This window comes from Arthrobacter sp. FB24 (genome assembly GCF_000196235.1).
Classification (GTDB): Bacteria; Actinomycetota; Actinomycetes; order Actinomycetales; family Micrococcaceae; genus Arthrobacter.
Genome location: NC_008541.1, coordinates 1,132,176 through 1,152,466, shown reverse-complemented (window position 1 = coordinate 1,152,466; position 20,291 = coordinate 1,132,176). Strand labels below are relative to the sequence as shown.

General features: G+C 63.9%; 14 protein-coding genes and 3 rRNA genes. 6 read left to right on the top strand and 11 right to left on the bottom strand.

The annotated features are described in order from the left end of the window. Positions 1–106: 106 nt before the first annotated feature. The 4 genes from ARTH_RS05410 to ARTH_RS05395 form a co-directional block, all read right to left on the bottom strand. Entirely contained in the window at positions 107–946 is an 840-nt protein-coding gene (locus ARTH_RS05410; RefSeq protein WP_011690928.1) for an SDR family NAD(P)-dependent oxidoreductase, read from the bottom strand. Between the two features lie 217 nt (positions 947–1,163). After that, a 5S ribosomal RNA gene (gene rrf / locus ARTH_RS05405) occupies positions 1,164–1,280 on the bottom strand. Between the two features lie 221 nt (positions 1,281–1,501). After that, a 23S ribosomal RNA gene (locus tag ARTH_RS05400) occupies positions 1,502–4,639 on the bottom strand. A gap of 517 nt (positions 4,640–5,156) precedes the next feature. Further along, positions 5,157–6,680: ribosomal RNA gene (locus ARTH_RS05395) — 16S ribosomal RNA — on the bottom strand. Together the 16S, 23S and 5S rRNA genes form the textbook arrangement of a ribosomal RNA operon. Positions 6,681–7,442: 762 nt before the next feature. Here ARTH_RS05395 and ARTH_RS05390 point away from each other — a divergent pair. After that, on the top strand, positions 7,443–8,336 hold the full coding sequence (locus tag ARTH_RS05390) for an SDR family oxidoreductase (protein WP_011690926.1): 894 nt from the start codon (positions 7,443–7,445) through the stop codon (positions 8,334–8,336). A gap of 143 nt (positions 8,337–8,479) precedes the next feature. Here ARTH_RS05390 and ARTH_RS05385 read toward each other — a convergent pair whose 3' ends face one another. After that, complete coding sequence (locus tag ARTH_RS05385; protein ID WP_011690925.1) at positions 8,480–9,235, bottom strand: ZIP family metal transporter; 756 nt, start codon at positions 9,233–9,235, stop codon at positions 8,480–8,482. Between the two features lie 232 nt (positions 9,236–9,467). Here ARTH_RS05385 and ARTH_RS05375 point away from each other — a divergent pair, with 232 nt between their 5' ends. Next, positions 9,468–10,715: a flavin-containing monooxygenase gene (locus ARTH_RS05375; protein ID WP_043429486.1), complete on the top strand. Its 1,248-nt coding sequence runs from the start codon at positions 9,468–9,470 to the stop codon at positions 10,713–10,715. Between the two features lie 109 nt (positions 10,716–10,824). Here the strand turns inward: ARTH_RS05375 and ARTH_RS05370 are convergent, their stop codons facing one another. Then, the gene (locus ARTH_RS05370; RefSeq protein ID WP_043429483.1) at positions 10,825–11,091 is read right to left on the bottom strand and encodes a hypothetical protein; all 267 of its coding nucleotides are present in this window, start codon (positions 11,089–11,091) and stop codon (positions 10,825–10,827) included. Positions 11,092–11,270: 179 nt separating this feature from the next. On the opposite strand from ARTH_RS05370, the gene ARTH_RS05365 reads away from it, so the two are divergent. Next, positions 11,271–11,672 carry an HNH endonuclease gene (locus tag ARTH_RS05365; RefSeq protein WP_232223590.1) on the top strand — a complete coding sequence of 134 codons (402 nt, stop codon included), beginning with the start codon at positions 11,271–11,273 and terminating at the stop codon, positions 11,670–11,672. A gap of 153 nt (positions 11,673–11,825) precedes the next feature. Here the strand turns inward: ARTH_RS05365 and ARTH_RS05360 are convergent, their stop codons facing one another. Beyond that, complete coding sequence (locus ARTH_RS05360) at positions 11,826–12,320, bottom strand: hypothetical protein (RefSeq protein WP_011690921.1); 495 nt, start codon at positions 12,318–12,320, stop codon at positions 11,826–11,828. A gap of 305 nt (positions 12,321–12,625) precedes the next feature. Between ARTH_RS05360 and ARTH_RS05355 the strand changes: the two genes are divergently transcribed. Then, on the top strand, positions 12,626–13,477 hold the full coding sequence (locus ARTH_RS05355) for a class I SAM-dependent methyltransferase (RefSeq protein WP_011690920.1): 852 nt from the start codon (positions 12,626–12,628) through the stop codon (positions 13,475–13,477). Positions 13,478–13,607: 130 nt separating this feature from the next. Beyond that, the gene (locus ARTH_RS05350; protein WP_011690919.1) at positions 13,608–14,636 is read left to right on the top strand and encodes a Gfo/Idh/MocA family oxidoreductase; all 1,029 of its coding nucleotides are present in this window, start codon (positions 13,608–13,610) and stop codon (positions 14,634–14,636) included. Between the two features lie 19 nt (positions 14,637–14,655). Here the strand turns inward: ARTH_RS05350 and ARTH_RS05345 are convergent, their stop codons facing one another. Both ARTH_RS05345 and ARTH_RS24060 read right to left on the bottom strand, forming a co-directional pair. Further along, a complete protein-coding gene (locus ARTH_RS05345) occupies positions 14,656–16,296 on the bottom strand; it encodes an alkaline phosphatase D family protein (RefSeq protein WP_011690918.1) in 1,641 nt (546 codons plus the stop codon). 147 nt (positions 16,297–16,443) lie between these two features. Then, a complete protein-coding gene (locus tag ARTH_RS24060) occupies positions 16,444–16,605 on the bottom strand; it encodes a hypothetical protein (protein ID WP_198011536.1) in 162 nt (53 codons plus the stop codon). A gap of 117 nt (positions 16,606–16,722) precedes the next feature. Between ARTH_RS24060 and ARTH_RS05340 the strand changes: the two genes are divergently transcribed. Continuing rightward, positions 16,723–18,528: an SARP family transcriptional regulator gene (locus ARTH_RS05340; RefSeq protein WP_156810625.1), complete on the top strand. Its 1,806-nt coding sequence runs from the start codon at positions 16,723–16,725 to the stop codon at positions 18,526–18,528. 108 nt (positions 18,529–18,636) lie between these two features. Here ARTH_RS05340 and ARTH_RS05335 read toward each other — a convergent pair whose 3' ends face one another. Then, positions 18,637–18,840, bottom strand: coding sequence for a cold-shock protein (locus ARTH_RS05335; RefSeq protein WP_011690916.1), 204 nt, complete (start codon positions 18,838–18,840; stop codon positions 18,637–18,639). Between the two features lie 163 nt (positions 18,841–19,003). Continuing rightward, complete coding sequence (locus ARTH_RS23065; RefSeq protein ID WP_011690915.1) at positions 19,004–20,221, bottom strand: FHA domain-containing protein; 1,218 nt, start codon at positions 20,219–20,221, stop codon at positions 19,004–19,006. Positions 20,222–20,291: the final 70 nt, after the last annotated feature.

Below are 20,291 nucleotides of genomic sequence, written 5' to 3'. Positions count from 1 at the left end.
AAAAGGCCGCCTCACCTGTCGAGTCCCTCGACATATCGATTCCGGTCAGGTCATAACAGGACCGACGCAGCGCCGCGATGTGTCCCCTGGTCTCTGCCGACGCGCGTCAGCTTCGCTGGTTGAGCTTGTCCGTGCTGACCAGGACTTCGCTGCGGTCCCAGAGCCGCCTGGCAAGCTCGGCGTCGTAGGCCTGCTTGTTGGCTTTGGCCAGCGCCCGCTTGGCATAGTAAGCGCCGGACATCCAGTCCTGCCCCGGCTTGGCGGTGGCAAGCCACACGAGCGTGTCAGCGCCTTGCTCCGGGGTGAGCATGAACCGCTTGATAATTGTCTTATAGGCGAACCGGAACCAGCTGGTGGATTCTGCCGCGAAATTGGTGGCCACGCCTCCGGGATGGAATGCCGCCGTGGAAATGCCCGCGTTGTTGTACCGGTGATGCAGCTCAGTGGTGAACAGAATGTTCTCGAGCTTGGAAGTGCCGTAGGCCTTGTTGGTGGAGTACTTGCCGGCGGCGTCAAGGTCATTTATGTCCACGTATCCGAACGCGTTCGCCGCGCTCGACGTATTTATCACTGTCGCATTGCTTGCCGTCAGGACATCCATCAGCTCCGTGGTGAGGAGGAAGGGTGCCAGGTGGTTTACCTGGAACGTCTTTTCGTGGCCGTCCACCGTCAGCTCGCGCTTGCCCATGATGCCGCCGGCATTGTTGGCCAGGACGTCAATCCGTGGGTACTTCTCCTTCAGCTGGACTGCCAGCGCACGCACTTGGGAGAGGTCAGCGAAATCGCTGACGAAGTAGTCAGCGCCGATCTCCTGCGCCACGGCTCGGGTCTTTTCCGCAGAACGCCCGACGACGACCACCTGCTCCCCTGCCTTGGCCAGCGTCCGCGCGGCGGAAGCTCCGATGCCGTCGCTAGCCCCGGTAATGACGATGGTGCGTGCAGCCATGAAGTATCTCCCAATCGATGATGGACTTGCCGATACCCGGCGTCCCAAACCCAGTGAGTACAACGACGGCGGCACAGCTGGTGTTCCGCCCCTTGGCGACGCTCTGCCGATTGTGGCGGGTTGTTGGGGGACGCTCTGCCGGTTCCCGGGGGTTTTGGTGGTTAACGTGGGAGAGCCCCGACCAGTTGCCTGGTTGGGGCTCTCGACCTGAATGATGTTCCGGCGGTGACCTACTCTCCCACACCCTCCCGGGTGCAGTACCATCGGCGCTGTGGGTCTTAGCTTCCGGGTTCGGAATGGGACCGGGCGTTTCCCCCACGCTATGACCGCCGTAACCCTTTTACCCGGACCCCCGGTGCGGGGGTTGGGAAAATTAGTGGTTACAACATGCTCCTGCCGCTCAGGGCAGGTGTGGTGTTGTTATGTTGTTGTGTTTGTTCCTCAAGCAACGGGTTTGTTGTTTGGGAACCACATAGTGGACGCAAGCAGTCTTGTTTTTCTTTGTACCCTTTCCATGGTGTGAACGTCTTTTGAATCCGTTTACGGAAAGGGTGTGTGGTGTAAGTTATCGGCCTATTAGTACCGGTCAGCTTCACGAGTCGTTAGTCCTCGCTTCCACATCCGGCCTATCAACCCAGTGGTCTGGCTGGGGGCCTCTCACACACAAGGTGTATGGAAATCTCATCTCGAAGCGAGCTTCCCGCTTAGATGCTTTCAGCGGTTATCCCATCCGAACGTAGCTAATCAGCGGTGCACTTGGCAGTACAACTGACACACCAGAGGTTCGTCCGTCCCGGTCCTCTCGTACTAAGGACAGCCCTTCTCAAATTTCCTGCGCGCGCAGCGGATAGGGACCGAACTGTCTCACGACGTTCTAAACCCAGCTCGCGTACCGCTTTAATGGGCGAACAGCCCAACCCTTGGGACCTACTCCAGCCCCAGGATGCGACGAGCCGACATCGAGGTGCCAAACCATGCCGTCGATATGGACTCTTGGGCAAGATCAGCCTGTTATCCCCGAGGTACCTTTTATCCGTTGAGCGACGGCCATTCCACAATGTACCGCCGGATCACTAGTCCCGACTTTCGTCCCTGCTCGAGATGTCTCTCTCACAGTCAAGCTCCCTTGTGCACTTACACTCGACACCTGATTGCCAACCAGGCTGAGGGAACCTTTGGGCGCCTCCGTTACTTTTTAGGAGGCAACCGCCCCAGTTAAACTACCCATCAGGCACTGTCCCTGACCCGGATTACGGGCCGAAGTTAGATGTCCAAAGTGACCAGAGTGGTATTTCAACGATGACTCCACCCGAACTGGCGTCCGGGCTTCAACGTCTCCCACCTATCCTACACAAGCCACTCCGAACACCAATACCAAACTATAGTAAAGGTCTCGGGGTCTTTCCGTCCTGCTGCGCGTAACGAGCATCTTTACTCGTACTGCAATTTCGCCGAGTTTATGGTTGAGACAGCGGGGAAGTCGTTACTCCATTCGTGCAGGTCGGAACTTACCCGACAAGGAATTTCGCTACCTTAGGATGGTTATAGTTACCACCGCCGTTTACTGGGGCTTAAATTCTCAGCTTCGCCTTGCGGCTAACCGGTCCTCTTAACCTTCCAGCACCGGGCAGGAGTCAGTCCGTATACATCGTCTTGCGACTTCGCACGGACCTGTGTTTTTAGTAAACAGTCGCTTCCCCCTGGTCTCTGCGGCCCCGATCCCCTCCGGACAGCAAGTGTCCATCAAGGTTGGGGCCCCCCTTCTCCCGAAGTTACGGGGGCATTTTGCCGAGTTCCTTAACCATAATTCTCTCGATCGCCTTAGTATTCTCTACCTGATCACCTGTGTCGGTTTGGGGTACGGGCGGCTAAAACCTCGCGTCGATGCTTTTCTAGGCAGCATAGGATCACCGAATCCCCCCCTAAAGGGGTCCCGTCAGGTCTCAGGCATCATGAACGGCGGATTTGCCTACCGTTCGCCCTACATCCTTGGACCGGGACAACCATCGCCCGGCTCGGCTACCTTCCTGCGTCACACCTGTTAATACGCTTACCTCCCAGGATCAGGTCCCGCGCTCCACCAAAACCCTCACACCACAAGGGTGATCGGGCAGGTCTCGGGCGGTTAGTATCCCCTGTTCAGCATGGGCGGTTTTTCGCCGGTACGGGAATATCAACCCGTTGTCCATCGACTACGCCTGTCGGCCTCGCCTTAGGTCCCGACTTACCCAGGGCAGATTAGCTTGACCCTGGAACCCTTGATCATTCGGCGGACGGGTTTCTCACCCGTCTTTCGCTACTCATGCCTGCATTCTCACTCGTGTAGGCTCCACCGCTGGTTTACACCGCGACTTCACTGCCCACACGACGCTCCCCTACCCATCCACACTCCTGAACCAACCCCACAAAGGAGGCGGCTTGGATAAAATGTGAATGCCACAACTTCGGCGGTGTACTTGAGCCCCGCTACATTGTCGGCGCGGAATCACTTGACCAGTGAGCTATTACGCACTCTTTTAAGGATGGCTGCTTCTAAGCCAACCTCCTGGTTGTCTTCGCAACTCCACATCCTTTCCCACTTAGCACACGCTTAGGGGCCTTAGTTGGTGGTCTGGGCTGTTTCCCTCTCGACTATGAAGCTTATCCCCCACAGTCTCACTGCTGCGCTCTCACTTACCGGCATTCGGAGTTTGGCTGACGTCAGTAACCTTGTAGGGCCCATTAGCCATCCAGTAGCTCTACCTCCGGTAAGAAACACGCAACGCTGCACCTAAATGCATTTCGGGGAGAACCAGCTATCACGAAGTTTGATTGGCCTTTCACCCCTACCCACAGCTCATCCCCTCCATTTTCAACTGAAGTGGGTTCGGTCCTCCACGACGTCTTACCGTCGCTTCAACCTGGCCATGGGTAGATCACTTCGCTTCGGGTCTAGATCACGCCACTGCAACGCCCTATTCAGACTCGCTTTCGCTACGGCTTCCCCACACGGGTTAACCTCGCGACGTAACACTAACTCGCAGGCTCATTCTTCAAAAGGCACGCCGTCACCAGAATCAGACTGGCTCCGACGGATTGTAAGCACACGGTTTCAGGTACTGTTTCACTCCCCTCCCGGGGTACTTTTCACCTTTCCCTCACGGTACTGGTCCGCTATCGGTCATTAGGGAGTATTTAGGCTTATCAGGTGGTCCTGACAGATTCACACGGGATTTCTCGGGCCCCGTGCTACTTGGGATACTCTCCAGGCGGTACACAACATTACGGTTACGGGGCTCACACCCTCTCTGGCCGGCCTTTCAAGACCGTTCACCTATGCCTGCACATCACACCTCACCAGTCCGGCAGAACTGATACGGAAAGTCCCACAACCCCGACCATGCAACGCCCGCCGGCTATCACACATGGAACGGTTTAGCCTGATCCGCGTTCGCTCGCCACTACTAACGGAATCACTATTGTTTTCTCTTCCTGCGGGTACTGAGATGTTTCACTTCCCCGCGTTCCCTCCACGCACCCTATGTGTTCAGATGCGGGTCACCAGGCAACTCGCGTCCCTGGCGGGGTTTCCCCATTCGGACACCCTGGGATCACAGTCCGGTTATCGACTCCCCCAGGCTTATCGCAGATTCCTACGTCCTTCTTCGGCTCCTAATGCCAAGGCATCCACCGTGTGCTCTTAAAAACTTGACCACAAAAGATCAAAAACGCTAATTTTCGAGAGAACCACAGAAACCACCGCTCCATCCCGAAAGACAGAACAACAGATCCAGGTTCATATTCTTGGAAATTGCTTCTTATAAAAGATGCTCGCGTCCACTATGTAGTTCTCAAACAACAACCCCGTACCACACACCCCACACACACAAACATGCATGATCGGTGCAGCCAGGAAACCAGAAACAAACAAACCCACACCACAACCGCATCCCCCGCAAAGGAAACCCGGCCACGCCATGGCCCTGTTGCCTCAGGACCCAACAGTGTGCCAAACACTAAACCGGAACCCCTCCCCCCGAACCCTTCCAGGACACCCTCCACACGTGAAGAACATCCGTACTAAGTCAGGAAAAAGAACCACCGGCCGCTATTTGCTGATATTCCACCCGTGAGCACCCGCCGCAGAACTTACGTCTGCGCAACGGGCGTACTCCTGACAACACCACCACACCCGCATACACGGGGCAGGGTTGTTGTAGGTGCTCCTTAGAAAGGAGGTGATCCAGCCGCACCTTCCGGTACGGCTACCTTGTTACGACTTAGTCCCAATCGCCAGTCCCACCTTCGACAGCTCCCTCCCACAAGGGGTTAGGCCACCGGCTTCGGGTGTTACCAACTTTCGTGACTTGACGGGCGGTGTGTACAAGGCCCGGGAACGTATTCACCGCAGCGTTGCTGATCTGCGATTACTAGCGACTCCGACTTCATGGGGTCGAGTTGCAGACCCCAATCCGAACTGAGACCGGCTTTTTGGGATTAGCTCCACCTCACAGTATCGCAACCCTTTGTACCGGCCATTGTAGCATGCGTGAAGCCCAAGACATAAGGGGCATGATGATTTGACGTCGTCCCCACCTTCCTCCGAGTTGACCCCGGCAGTCTCCCATGAGTCCCCGCCATTACGCGCTGGCAACATGGAACGAGGGTTGCGCTCGTTGCGGGACTTAACCCAACATCTCACGACACGAGCTGACGACAACCATGCACCACCTGTGAACCGGCCCCAAAGGGGAAGGACTGTTTCCAGCCCGGTCCGGCCCATGTCAAGCCTTGGTAAGGTTCTTCGCGTTGCATCGAATTAATCCGCATGCTCCGCCGCTTGTGCGGGCCCCCGTCAATTCCTTTGAGTTTTAGCCTTGCGGCCGTACTCCCCAGGCGGGGCACTTAATGCGTTAGCTACGGCGCGGAAAACGTGGAATGTCCCCCACACCTAGTGCCCAACGTTTACGGCATGGACTACCAGGGTATCTAATCCTGTTCGCTCCCCATGCTTTCGCTCCTCAGCGTCAGTTAATGCCCAGAGACCTGCCTTCGCCATCGGTGTTCCTCCTGATATCTGCGCATTTCACCGCTACACCAGGAATTCCAGTCTCCCCTACATCACTCTAGTCTGCCCGTACCCACCGCAGATCCGGAGTTGAGCCCCGGACTTTCACGGCAGACGCGACAAACCGCCTACGAGCTCTTTACGCCCAATAATTCCGGATAACGCTTGCGCCCTACGTATTACCGCGGCTGCTGGCACGTAGTTAGCCGGCGCTTCTTCTGCAGGTACCGTCACTTTCGCTTCTTCCCTACTGAAAGAGGTTTACAACCCGAAGGCCGTCATCCCTCACGCGGCGTCGCTGCATCAGGCTTTCGCCCATTGTGCAATATTCCCCACTGCTGCCTCCCGTAGGAGTCTGGGCCGTGTCTCAGTCCCAGTGTGGCCGGTCACCCTCTCAGGCCGGCTACCCGTCGTCGCCTTGGTGAGCCATTACCTCACCAACAAGCTGATAGGCCGCGAGTCCATCCAAAACCACAAAAAGCTTTCCACCCCCCACCATGCGATGAGGAGTCATATCCGGTATTAGACCCAGTTTCCCAGGCTTATCCCAGAGTTAAGGGCAGGTTACTCACGTGTTACTCACCCGTTCGCCACTAATCCCCCAGCAAGCTGGGATCATCGTTCGACTTGCATGTGTTAAGCACGCCGCCAGCGTTCATCCTGAGCCAGGATCAAACTCTCCGTTGAAGTAAAACAAAAACAGACACAACCACCACCCCCGGGAAAACGGAAGAAAGCGGCTGCACAAAATTTGAAACCAGCTGTAAAAACCAGACCACACCACGGGGTGGCATAATCCAGTCAATTCAACCAATCCATAAAATAAATTGGTATCAACAAACTTGGCACACTATTGAGTTCTCAAACAACAGACACACCCGGCACCACCACAACCACACGGTCAAGGATCGCTCCGGAGCAACTTCCCAAACTTACCCGATCCCGCAACACAATGCAAACCGGCATTCCGCCAGCCACAAGCACCACAGGAAGGATCCCCACCCGGTATCCGCACGCCATAACAGCGCCGTTTTCCAGGCCATTCAGAAGGGGGTCGGTCGCAATCTCTCCGCATCAGCGGCGGCGACTCGAATTACTTTACACGCCCACAGCACCCCACACAAATCCACCCCCACACAGCAGCCAAAGCACCCCAAAGCCCCGGAATCATGCGGATTACGGGACCTCTTGGTCCCCCGGAAGCCCGCATTCCGGCGTCGGACGATTTTGTGGAGCCCGTCACACCAGGCGGGTCGCGCCGGGCAGGAATGCCCCAGCCCCTGCGCGGAACCTCCCAACTGAGGCATGGGGTCCGGCAGCCCGCCCCCGTTGCGGCTCCCGCACACCCTCGCTAGGGTGAATTGGTAAGCATGCTTAGCATGCGTCGGAACCGACCGACTGGCACCGACCGACTGTCCGTGTTGAGAGCAACCCTTCCGGAGGAGCACCATGACCGACCAGTACACGTTCAAGAACCCCGTGACGGCCTACGAGCATATTGAGCCGCCCAAGCAGCACCAGCCCGAGCCCGGCCTGGATGCGAAGCTGACACCGAAGGCGGACCTGGGCGAGGACACGTACCGCGGCACCGGACGGCTGGAGGGGCGCAAAGCCCTCGTCACCGGCGCGGATTCTGGCATCGGCGCCGCCACGGCGATTGCCTTCGCACGGGAGGGTGCCGACGTCGTGCTTTCCTATCTGCCCGAGGAAGAAGAAGACGCCGCGCGGATTGCGAACCTGATCGAGAAGGCGGGCCGCAAAGCGGTCAAGGCTCCCGGCGACCTGAAGGACGCGGCCGTGTGCCGCGAGCTGGTGGACACCGCTGTCCGCGAACTCGGCGGCCTGGACATCCTGGTGAACAACGCCGGCAAGCAGGTGGCGCAGGAGGACATCGAGGAGATCAGCGATGAGCAGTTCGACCACACGCTGAAGACCAACGTCTATGCGATGTTCTGGCTGACCAAGGCAGCGGTGCCCCACCTGCCCGCCGGATCAACCATCATCAACACCACGTCCATCCAGGCCTACAACCCGTCGCCCACATTGGTGGATTACGCCACCACGAAGGCGAGCATCAACAACTTCACCAAGGGCCTGGCGCAGCAGCTCGCGCCGAAGGGGATCCGTGTCAATGCGGTGGCACCCGGGCCGATCTGGACTCCGCTCCAGGTCAGCAGCGGCCAGCCGAAGGAGGCACTGCCCGAATTCGGCAAGGACACTCCCCTGGGCCGCGCCGGCCAGCCTGCGGAACTCGCGCCGGCCTATGTGTTCCTGGCCTCGGCCGAGTCCAGCTATGTTGTGGGCGAAACGCTGAACGTCAACGGCGGCAGCCCCACACCGTAGGCGAGCGAGGCGCCTACGGTGAAGCGGCCGTAGCGGCCGTCGGGGCCGCAACGTCCGTAGCAGCGGTGGCCGTCCCGGCGGCGGTCACCGCCGTCGGCCGCGGCAGGGATGCTCCGCGGCCGCTGCCACAGGCACTGGCAGCCCTATCCGCCCACGTGGTGAATGGTGAAGGCGGACAGGAAACCCACGGACGCGACCAGTCCGGTGAGGTTGTGGTGCTCTTCGAAGGCCTCCGGGATCATGGTGTCCGCCAGCATGGCCAGGATGCCGCCGGCAGCCACGGCGGTGATGAACGCCACGGCTTCGTCGGGCGCGTTCTCCAGCGCCGTGTAGCCCAGCAGGGAGGACAGCCCGCACAGGACCGCGATGCCTCCCCAGACGCCGAAGACGTACCCTGCGCTGCGGCCGGCTTTTTTCATTCCCGCCGTGCTGGAGAGGCCTTCGGGAACGTTGGAGATGAACACGGCGGCGAGCATTGCGGGGCTGACCGCGCCGGCAGTGATGAGTCCAAGGCCCAGAACCACCGATTCCGGAATGCCGTCCAAGAGGGCGCCGACGGCGATGGCCGTGCCGCTGCCCGGGCTGTCCTTCTCGGAGGGCTGCTGTCCCTTGGACCGCTTGCGATGCTTGGCCCCGGAGCGTGCCAGCAGGGCGTTGGCGCTGACGTACACCACGGCACCGGCAAGGAACCCGGCCACCGTCGGCCACAGACCGCCACCGTCCACCGCCTCGTCCACCAGCTCGAAGGCGAGTGCGGAGATGAGCACGCCGGCGCCGAAGGCCATGATGGAGGAGACCAGCTTCGCGGGGATGGTCCACTTCCACGACAGCCAGGAACCCAGCACCAGCGCACCGCCGGCAAGGGTCCCCCAGAACATGGCTTGCGCCCACATCGGCATCCGTACAACCTTCCGCGGCCGCGAAGCCTGGCTCAAGACAGACAGTGCCGAGCGCTGAGCCGCCCGGCACCTCCAGCATTCTTGCAGACTCCGGCGGCAAATTAGGCCAGCGGCGCTGGGCAAACGCAAAAGTGACGCACGACGCCGGGTGGCCGGCCCGCCGTCGAACGCGCCGTCGGCCCGCGCTGCCGGCCCCCTTGAAAGCTGCCCGGCCCGGCGTATGGTTTCTTGCATGGGACCGATTCTGGACACCCTTATCGTTGGCGCCGGGCAGGCTGGCCTGGCCACGAGCTACTGGCTGAGCAGGGCCGGCGTCGAACATCGGTTGCTGGAGCGGCGTGCCGCCCTGGGCGGTGCCTGGCAGGACCGCTGGGATGCGTTCTGCCTGAACACGCCCAACTTCTCGCTGGCTTTACCGGGCAGGCCGTATGACGGTCCCGAACCGGACGCCTTTATGCCGCGGGACGAGCTGATCGGGTACTTCCGGCAGTACGCGGCGAGCATCGGAGCGCCGGTCCGGACCGGCGCGGACGTCACCCGGATCGCGCCGGCGGAGGACGGCGGCTTCATCGTGGAAACCACCGAGGGCGTCCGGCGGGCGCGCAACGTGGTGTTGGCCACCGGCGGCTACCAGAAACCGAAAATCCCCGCGTTGTCCGCGCGTTTCCCGGGCCACGTCCTGCAACTGCACACCGATAGCTACCGCAACCCGGAGCAGCTGCCGGACGGTGCCGTCATGATCGTGGGAACCGGACAGTCGGGCGGGCAGATCGCCGAGGAACTGCTCGCCGTCGGTCGGGAAATCCACCTGGCGGTGTCCAGCTGCCCGGAAGCGCCGCGCCGGTACCGCGGCCAGGACCTCCTGTTCTGGATGATGCACCTTGCCGAGCACGGGCCCAAGTACGGACTCAACGGCCTCACCGTGGGGCAGTTGCCGTCCCCCGCAGCACGCTTCATGTGCAACCCGCTGGTTTCCGGCTCCGCCGGCGGCCACGACATCCACCTGCGCGACCTCGGCCGCAAAGGCGTCCGGCTGCACGGGCACCTGGAAGCAGCCGACGACGGCGAACTCAGCTTCAGCGACGACCTTCCGGAGCGCTTGGGCGTTGTTGAGCGCACGTTCCACCAGCGAATGAGGCCGATGTTCGATGCCTACATAGCCGCTGCAGGGATGACGGCACCGGATGCGGACCCCCCACGCAAGGACGACTGGCTGCCGTCCGAACCGGCGCGGCTGAACCTCGAGGCTGCGGACATCACGTCGGTCATCTGGGCCACCGGTTACCGGCTGGACTTCGGCATCCTGGACATCCCGGTGCTGGACGAGTGGAACTACCCGCGCCATCAGCGAGGGGTCACCGAGCACCCCGGCCTGTACGCCGTGGGGCTGCCGTGGCTGACCGGGCACGGTTCGTCGATCGTCGCGGGTGTGGGTCGCGACGCCAAGTACATTGCGGAGCACATCGCGGCGCGGAATTAGGGTGCCGGCCGAATGGGCAGGAACCCGGTGGCGCCCAGGAGACCAGAGGTTTCGGGCGGATCCCACGGGTACAGCAGCGGATCAAGTCAGCCGGTGGGCTCCGTCGAAGTCAGTCGCCCATGCCGGGGTGGACGGGGACGAACTCGATCTTATTTCCGGAGCTGGTCTTCTTCTTGGGCGAGCGCGAGTATCCCCTCGCGTCCAGGTGGTTCTGCGCGCGGTATTCGGCCAGGGCGGCGTCGTAGGCCTTGTTGAGCCTGCCGCCGGAGAGTTCCTCCGTGGTGCCGTCGGCAAAGGTGACGGCGATGCGGACTTTTTCCGGGAAGTGCCTGTTCATCCGGATGTAGCCGTCGGCATCCTGCTGGAGATTAATCAAAGTGTGGTCCGCTTTCGTGGTGGTGTGACTTCCAGTGTCCCGCACTTTCGGGCGCGGTGGGGCGGAGACGGGACCGCAAAGGCCCGACGGCGGCGCGGGGCCGGTATGCCTGCGCCCTGACTGCTCCGCCGGTACGATCTGTTTCACTGGCTACCGCACCGGCTGAGACGTTCGGTGGCGTGCTGCCAGCCATCGTCGGCCCCGGCGTGCTGGTCGCCGCACTGATGATCGTCGCCATCATCATGCAGAGCCGGGACGTCCGACGCCGGGATCCGGTCCGCCGTTTCTCCCGCCACCAGCGCCGCGAGGGGATGGCACGCGCGGACGGGCAATGTGAAATGGAAGGCCCCTTTCGACGGCGGTGTTCCCGCCCCGCGGAGCACGGCGACCATTTCTACCCGTGGTCCAAGGGCGGCGCCACCTCCCTGCAGAACTTCGTTGCCGCCTGCAGCAGCTGCAACCGTGCGAAGGGCGCCCGGATCCCTTCGCCGGGGCAGCAAGCGCGGCTGCAGAACCGCCGTCGCGATTACATCCCCGTCGAAGAAGCGGTTCTGGCCGGTGAGCGGCGGGAGCTGGGCTAGAGGCGGGGAACCCTAGCCGTGCGGCAGGCCCGAGGGGCCGCAGCCTGCGGCCGCCCAGCGCCGACGGTGCCGGAAACAACCCAAGGCCCGGTTGGGGGAACCGGGCCTTGGGCGTTGCGGGGAGCCGGGCTCAGCGGCTCCCGGGGAAAGGCGTCAGTTCGACATTGAAGTGACGCCGCTGTAGTACCAGCCGGTGTATGGGGACCAGACGCCGTTGCTGCCTTCCTGGAAGCTGACCTTCTGGTACACCTCTTCGTTGCCGATCTCACCGTCCACCAGGGTGCGGACGTTGTGGATGGTCACGGTTCCGCTGTACTGGTTCAGGTGTCGGCTGAACGTGGAGGTGCCCAGGTGGTCGTCGCCGTTGGGCCAGTCGTCTTCCTCCCAGCGCTCCTGGGTGATGTTGACGTAGCGGTCCGTGTTGCAGCGGACCTGGATCTGGTAGTCCACCAGCTTCACACCGGAGGAGTTGTGGCCGGCGAACACGGGCCGGAGCGGGGTGACCGAGCAGGCGTAGTTGGTGCCGGCGGCCTGGGCCGGCGCGGCCAGCGCGAACGGTGCCGCCACCGCCCCGAGCCCGATGGCGGTCAGCAGGGCCACCTTGCGGCGGACGGTGTGGGACTTCTTGGTGGTTGGTGCGTTGGACATGCTGGTGCTCCTGACGGGGAAAGATGCGGTGTGGATGAAGCGTGCTGCCCGGCGATTCCGGGGCTTCGGATCCGCCGGGATTTCCCGCGCGTTCCGATGTATCCATAGTGGCTCCGGGCACCCCTCCGGCACTTCCGTGCTAGCACGGAATCTACTGACCGGTACGGAAACGCATCCGCGCTGGTCAGCCCGCGCGGGCATCTTTACATCCCGCCGGTCCGCGGCCAAAATAACTCACACCACAGCCTCCACTGGGCTCACAGCGCGCTGTCACTCAGAACCTGCCACAGCAGAGGGGTGCCACTATGAATGACCAGACCGATGCAATCGCGGCGGACCGTGAGCTGAAGCGGAAGCACCGTGCCATGTGGGCGCAGGGCGACTACCCGGCCCTCGCCAGCGAGCTGATTTCGGACCTCGGAGCGATCCTCGTCGAAGCCTGCCGCATCAAGCCCCACCAGCGCGTCCTGGACGTGGCCGCCGGCGCGGGCAACGCGGCCATTCCGGCCGCAATGATGGCAGCGGAGGTGATAGCGTGCGACCTCACTCCGGAAATGTTCGACGCCGGCCGCCGGCAGGCTGCCGACCGCGGCGCCGAGCTCGAATGGAAGGAAGCGGACGCCGAGGCGCTCCCGTTCGGGGACAACGAGTTCGATGTGGTGATGTCCTGCCTGGGCGTGATGTTCGCCCCGCACCACCAGGCGGCCGCCGACGAGGTGGTGAGGGTCTGCAAACCCGACGGGACCATCGGCCTAATGGGCTGGACACCCGAAGGGTTCATCGGAAAGATGTTCGCCGCCATGAAGCCGTTCGCTCCCCCGCCGCCGCCCGGCGCACTGCCGCCGCCGCTCTGGGGCACCGAGGACCATGTCCGCGAGCTCTTCGGCGACAGGATCACCGATGTCCAGGCCGTCAAGAAGACAGTGGCCATCACCAGCTTCCACCACCCGGTGGACTTCGTGCACTACTTCAAGTCCCACTACGGTCCCACCATCTCCGTGTACAAGTTCCTGGGCGACGATGAGGACAAGGCGAAGGCCCTGGACAAGGCACTCACTGACCTGGCCGGCACGTCCCTCGAGGCGCAGGGCGATTCCAAGGCGAAAATGGACTGGGAATACTTGCTGGTCACCGCCAAGAAGGCGCGCACCGCCTAGCGGTTGAGCGTTCGGGGGTGAGCCTGTCGAAACCCCGCCTGCATTCACACGTGTCATTCTTCGTTGTTTGTTCTAACATAAGGACAAACTAGCCCCGGGCAGCGCCGCCTGAGGGCACAAAGGAGATCTTGTGAAACTTGGACTAGTTGGATTCGGCTTTGGCGGCCGGTTCTTCCACGCTCCCTTCATCACGGCCGCGGACGGAGTGGAACTGGCCGGCATTGTGACCCGCTCTTCCGCCCGCCGTGCGGAGGCCGCGGCGGAGTACCCGGACGTGCCGCTCTACGATTCCCTGACGGAGCTGCTGGCCGCCGGCGTTGACGCGGTGGTGATCACCACGCCGCCGGAAACCCGCCGCGCGCTGGTCCTCGAGGCGGTTGCGGCCGGCGTCCATGTGGTGGCGGACAAGCCCTTCGCCCCGAACGCCGAGGTGGGCCGCGAACTGGTCAAGGCGGCCGCGGACGCCGGCGTGATCCTGAATGTGTTCCACAACCGCCGCTGGGACACGGACATCCGGACGCTCCGCTCGGTGCTGGGCTCCGGCGCGGTGGGGCAGGTGGCGCGGTTCGAGTCCCGCTTCGACCTCGACCAGCCGGACACGCTCGAGGCCGGCCCGGCAGGCGGGCTGCTGCGCGACCTCGGCAGCCACCTGGTGGACCAGGCCCTGTGGCTCTTCGGACCGGCCGCCACCGTCTTCGCCACGCTCGACTGGGTGGACCTGGACGCTGGCCGCACCGACTCGGGCTTCTTCGTGACCATCGCGCACCGGAGCGGCGTGACGTCCCACGTGTCGGCCACCAAGAGCAACCGGCTGGTCGCGCGGGAAATGCGGTTGCTCGGCTCCGACGGAAGCTACGTCTCGCAGCAGAGCGACGTGCAGGCCGTCGCGGCCATCGCGGGCCGGCGCCCGGCGGACGACCCCGCCGGATGGGGTTATGAGGACGAGTCCCGCTGGGGAACGCTCACGACGGCGGCAGGCCAGGTCCGGGTGCCGTCCGAGCAGGGCGCGTATCAGGCCTACTACGAGCAGTTCGCCCTGGCCGTCGCCGGCAAGGGACCCGAGCCCGTCCCCGGCAGCGAGGGCTTGCAGACCCTCGAGGTCCTGGACGCCGCCCGGCTCAGCGACGCCGAGCGCCGCTCGGTGGACATCGCGGGCTGACCGCCCCCGTCATACGTTGCTACCGCGCCGGCTGGAGCTCCTTGTTCCAGAGGACGGTGCCGTTGGCGTTGCGGAGGCTGACGGTGAAGACGTCGTCCTCGTTCAGGTCCACGTGGCCGAAGAACTGGTTTTCTCCGGTGCGCGGGGACTGGTTGGCGTAGGCGCCGGTCTTGTAGAACACCCGCTCAGGACCGAAGGTGCCGTCCAGTTCGCCGGGGCCGAAGCTGCCGGCGTTGATGGGGCCGGCCACGAATTCCCAGAAGGAGTCGAAATCGGTGAACGCGGCGCGCTCGGGCGAGTAGTGGTGGGCGGCGCAGTAGTGGACGTCGGCCGTGAGCCACACCACGTTTTTAACCCGGTTGCGCTTGAACGCCGAGAGCACCCCCGCGATCTCGAGTTCCTTGCCCAAGGGGGCGCCGGCGTCGCGGTTGGCCAGGGACTCCTGGTTGACCGGGCCGTCCGGGACGATCAGGCCAAGCGGAAGGTCGGCGGAAATGACCTTCCAGGTGGCCTTGGACTTGCTGACTTCGCGGATGAGCCATTCCGCCTGTTCCTGGCCCAGGATGTGGGTGAGGTGCGTTTCCTTGCCGTCGGTGTTGGGGTCCTTGAAGGTGCGCATGTCCAGGCAGAACACGTCCAGCTGGGGGCCGCGGGAGATCTTGCGGTAGATCCGGGCGGGTTCAAAGCCCGTGCTGCCGTCGCCGATCCGGGTGCTGAGGCCGGAGACGGGCTGGTATTCCTGCCAGGCCTGGCGGCCGCGGGCGGCGAGCACGTCCACGCGGCGTTCGGTGTAGCGGGGGTCGGTGATGACCTCGCCGGGGTACCAGTTGTTGTGCGTTTCGTGGTCGTCCCACTGGGCGATCACCGGCACCTCGGCGTACAGGGCGCGGACGTTCCGGTCCATGAGGTTGTAACGGTGCCGTCCGCGGAACTCGTTGAGGGTCTCGGCCACCTTGGACACTTCTTCGGTGACGAGGTTGCGCCAGATCTGCCCGTCCGGCTCGGTGACCTGCGCGGCGATGGGGCCGTCGGCGTAGATCGTGTCGCCGGAGTGGATGAAGAAGTCCGGCCTGGTGGCGTGCATGGCCGCGTAGCCGCGCATGCCGCCGATCTCCTCGTTGATGCCCCAACCCTGGCCGGCGGTGTCGCCGGTCCAGACGAAGCTCTGCTTGCGGGCTGCACGGCCGCTGCTGATGAGTCCGGTTCCGGGGGCGGTCCTGAAGGAGCCCTGCGCGGTTTCGCCGGCGTTGCCCTCGGCGTCCTCGAAGTGCAGGGTGAGCGCGAAGCGGGTGCCGGCGGGGAGGTGCTCGGCATTGATCCGGGACGTGAAGTCGGTGGCTTCGCTGGCGGCGCTCCCCCGCAGCACGCGCTGGAAGGCGCGGCCGCCGCGGAGGGGGGCACCGTCGTCGTCCACGGCGAGCAGGCCGGCCACCAGCCGGCCCGGGCCCGACGCGCGGGACCACAGCACGCCGGAATCGGCGGTGACATCGCCGGTGGCGATCCCGGACGGGAGGGTCAGTCGGTTGCGGACCAGCGCGACGCCGGCGTGAGCGGGGGTTGAGCCTGTCGAAAGCGCGGCGGGCACGACGGCGGCGGCACCGGCGGCTGCCAGGGCACCTTTGAGGACATTACGGCGGGTGAAAGCAGTCATGCTGCCCATCGTTGCCGGGGCGGGTGAACCGGCGGTGGCGGCGGTGTGAATTGCCCGTTGCCCGGGCCTGTCGGGATGCCGCCCGCGACGGCGGGAGGCGGGCAGTGATGGCCGGCCTCCCGCCGTCGTTCCTTGCGGCGGGAGGCCGGCATCAGGCTAGATCCGCGGCGATGCGTATGGCGCGCTGGGAAGGTTGCCCGCCGTCCACGGCGCTGTGGAGCGGATGTCAGGCGTGTGGCCGCGGCCGTCGGTCAGGACGGCTCGAACGGTAACGCTGAGAACCCAGAGTCCAAGTAGCAGGATGCCGAGAAATTCCATGATGTGCACCTCTTGTGAGTGTGTGCGGATTGGGTGATTTCAGTGTGTGCGGCCTGCGTGTGAGCAAACGTGTGAGCCCCGCAGACGCCGGCACCCCCGCGGCGTACCATGAGCCGTATGGCCGAGAATTGGATTCGGCTCCTCGGTCCGCCAACGATCGAGTCCCCCGGTACAACTCTCCTGCAGCCCAGAGGCCGGAAGGCCTGGGCCCTGTTGGCCTACCTCGCGCTGCAGGCGGACGGCACCGGCCGGTCCCGCACGGCGTCGCTGCTGTTTCCGGATGCCGCGGACCCGCTCGGTGCCTTGCGCTGGAACCTGTCCGAGCTTCGCCGGACGCTCGACGGCGTCACCGTGGCCGGTGATCCCCTGCGGCTGACCCTGCAGCCGCCGTGGCGCTGCGATGCGCTGGAAGTGGTGGACTCGGCCGCCCGCCCTGGCGTTGATCCGCGACGCTTCGGCGGCGAGCTGCTGGAGGGGCTGTCCTTCGCCGATTCCCCGGTTTTTGATTCGTGGCTTGCGGACCAGCGCTACCGGCTCGACAACTGCGCCCAGTCCCTGCTCTACGAGGCCGCGCTGGCCGCACTGGCATCAGGCGCTCCGGGCGAGGCTGCGGAGCTGGCGACGCTGGCGTTGCACCGCGATCAGTTCCATGCGGACTGCAACGTCGTCCTGGTCAAGGCGCTCGTGGCCCTGGGAGAGCACCGCCGGGCACGCGACCATGTCACCAAATGCGGGAACCTCTACCGTCAGGAGCTTGGCCTGCCGCTGCCTGCGGAAATCCGCCGGGCCCTGTCCGATGCTGCCCCGGAAGCAGACCCCGCGATGCCGGCCACCGCGGCGACGGTGCGGTCCTATCTCGACGCCGGCGGGGCGTCGCTCTCGGCGGGAGCCGTGGACCGGGGGCTGGAGCAGCTGCGGCTCGCGGTGGTGCTGGCCCAGCGCAACGGCGACGGCCATTTGATCGCCGAATCCCTCGTGACGCTGTCCGGGGCGCTGATCCACCAGGCCGGCGGCCGCGGGGCGGAAGTGGCGGACTTCCTGCACCAGGCGCTGCAGGCGGAAGGGCCCGACGGCGCTTCCCGGACTGCCGCTGCCGCGTACCGCGAGCTGGGGTACCTGTCCGTACAGCGCGGTGTCCCGGACCGCGCGGCCGGGTGGCTGGACCGGGCGATGCGGGCCGCGGAGGGATTCGCCGACGAGCAGGCCCGGATCCTGGCGATCCAGGGGATGCTGGCCTCGGACACGGCGCGGTATGAGGATGCGGTGGCGGCGCTGACCGAGTCCGGAAGGCTGGCCACCGCTGTCGGGAACCGCAGGCAGCAGGCGTTCAGTGAGGCCCTGCTGGGGCGGGTGTATCTGCTTCGCGGGGAACTGGAGCAGGCGGCCGCCTGCCTGGACCGGTCCCTGGCCTTGATAGCGGAGGAACACTGGACGGCGTTCGAGCCGTTCGTCGCCGGGGTCCGCGGCGAGACCTACCTGGCAGCCGGGCAATTGGAGGAAGCCGCGGCCATGATTGACCGGTCCTGGGTGATGGCAGAGCTTGCCGGCGACCACTGCTACATGGCCTTGGCGGCGGGAGCCGAAGCGCGGCTGTTCCTGGTCCACGGCGATCTCGCGGCAGCCGAGCACTGGATCAACCGCGGTCTTGAACCCAAGCCGTGGTACCTCTGGTACTCGGCCCGGCTCCTGGATACGGCGGCGGAGGTTGCCATTGCCAGCCGCTCGCCGCGGGCTCCGAAGTTCGTCGAACGCCTGGCCGAGCTGGCGAGCCGCAGCGGGATGCGGGAGTTCACCGTGCGGGCGCAGTCCCACCGGGCGGTGCTCGGCGACGAGGCGGCGGCGCAGGCGGTGCAGTGGCTGGCGAAGGAGATCGTGAATCCGGCGCTGGATGCGTTCCTGAAGCAGCGGCACGGCGTCCGGTGATCGAGCCTGTCGCGGTAAAAGCACGCCCGGGTTAAACAAAAAGCAGGGCCTGCCAAACGGCAGACCCTGCTTTTATAGGAAACCTAACGGTCCCGGGTATCTAAGAAATTAGATAGCCTGGATGTTGGTGGCCTGGGGACCCTTGGGGCCCTGCTCGGTTTCGAAGGAGACCTTCTGGTTCTCTTCGAGGGAGCGGAAGCCGGAGGAGTTGATCGCAGAGTAGTGTGCGAAAACGTCCTGTGAGGAGTCATCGGGGGAAATGAAGCCGAAGCCCTTTTCAGCGTTAAACCATTTGACGGTACCAGTAGCCATTATTTATGTCCTTCGTGAAGGTGGAGGAACTGTCCCGACTTTCGGGTCCTCCGGTGTGGGGTGTTCAAAACCGCTACTTCAGAAGAACGAGGACTTTCGACCCCGCGTACTGCCTGAACTACCAAATACAAACACAACAACGATCTCTACTGTACACGAGTTTTCAGAGCGGAGTTACCACGGGCATCAGCGGGATGTCCGGGACGGTGATGGACCGCGGTCCGTCGAACCCCTGCATGAACACCGTGACGAAGCTGAGCGACACCGTGCCGCCGGATTCGGGCAGCTGGCTCTCGAAGTTGACGGTCCCCTTCCGCTGGCCCCCTGGCGGTATTTCGGGCTGCCAACTGCTGCGGAAGGAATCGGCGTCGAACGTCGTGCCGTCCGGGCCGGTGAGGACGGCGTTGTGAAACAGCGGCAGTGACATTGAGCTGCCGGTCCCGTTCCGCACATGGATCTCCACCCGGGTGAAATGTGCGGTGCTCTGGATGCCCAGGACGGTCACCGTGACGCCCTGCGTTTCCGTCACCACCTGGCGTGCCAGCCTCTGGGTGCCTTCCTCATTCCCGGAAAAATAGCCGACGGCGTAACTCGCGCCGGCGGCCAGCAGCCAGCCGCCACCGCCGAGCAGGAGCAACGTCACCAGCACCGTGGCGATGACCGGACGTGACCGCGGCGCCGCCCTGACCGGCGGGGAAGGATAGGTGGTCGCGTGCGTATTCGGCTGCCCGGGCCGCACCGGGCGCGCGGGCCGTGCCGGCTGTCCCAGGCTGGACGGGCGGTAACGCCGCGGAGGCGGCTTGGGCGTCGGCTTTCCCTTGTCTTTGAGGTAATCCAGCGTCTCCCCGCCCAGAGCCACAGCCAGGCCCATCACCGGGGTGACGAACCACGTCCAGGTGGGCGTCAGCTCGGTCAGGAAGGCGGTCAGGCTGTTGCCGATCAGCCCCACCACATTGATCGCAGCCGCGAACAGCAGGGCCGAGCCTAGCCCCTTTTTCCTGGCAGCCGCCGGGGCGGTCCGGGGTTCGGCCCAACCGCCGCCTTCGGGCGGCGGCGCGCTGCCGCCGTCGTACGTCCCTTCAACAAAGCGGAGCCTGACCTGCCCGAACTGGACCTCATCGCCGTCGGTGAGTTCGGTGGGCGAGGTGATGGTGTGGCCGTTCACCCAGGTGCCATTGCGCGAGTTTTGATCGTCGAGGATCGTCCGGCCGTCCACCGAGGTCAGCAGCGCGTGCCGGCGGCTCACACCGGAAACGGGCAGGCGCAGCCGTGAACCCTCGTCGCTGCCGACGGTCGTTTTGCCGTGCGGGATCACAATCCGGGTGCCCGCCGCCTCCCCGTTGACGACGACGAACGTGCTCCGTGACCCCGATGCATCCACGACTTCCCCGACCAGCCAGGAGGGCGCCGGCCCCCGCAAGGAGAAACACCGCCGCCGGCTCTAGCGGACG

Bases quoted from the DNA above. Each gene is read 5' to 3' on its own strand.
- ARTH_RS05410 (WP_011690928.1), bottom strand. From the start codon at position 946: ATGGCTGCACGCACCATCGTCATTACCGGGGCTAGCGACGGCATCGGA.
- ARTH_RS05390 (WP_011690926.1), top strand. From the start codon at position 7,443: ATGACCGACCAGTACACGTTCAAGAACCCCGTGACGGCCTACGAGCAT.
- ARTH_RS05385 (WP_011690925.1), bottom strand. From the start codon at position 9,235: ATGCCGATGTGGGCGCAAGCCATGTTCTGGGGGACCCTTGCCGGCGGT.
- ARTH_RS05375 (WP_043429486.1), top strand. From the start codon at position 9,468: ATGGGACCGATTCTGGACACCCTTATCGTTGGCGCCGGGCAGGCTGGC.
- ARTH_RS05360 (WP_011690921.1), bottom strand. From the start codon at position 12,320: ATGTCCAACGCACCAACCACCAAGAAGTCCCACACCGTCCGCCGCAAG.
- ARTH_RS05355 (WP_011690920.1), top strand. From the start codon at position 12,626: ATGAATGACCAGACCGATGCAATCGCGGCGGACCGTGAGCTGAAGCGG.
- ARTH_RS05345 (WP_011690918.1), bottom strand. From the start codon at position 16,296: ATGGGCAGCATGACTGCTTTCACCCGCCGTAATGTCCTCAAAGGTGCC.
- ARTH_RS24060 (WP_198011536.1), bottom strand. From the start codon at position 16,605: ATGGAATTTCTCGGCATCCTGCTACTTGGACTCTGGGTTCTCAGCGTT.
- ARTH_RS05340 (WP_156810625.1), top strand. From the start codon at position 16,723: ATGGCCGAGAATTGGATTCGGCTCCTCGGTCCGCCAACGATCGAGTCC.
- ARTH_RS05335 (WP_011690916.1), bottom strand. From the start codon at position 18,840: ATGGCTACTGGTACCGTCAAATGGTTTAACGCTGAAAAGGGCTTCGGC.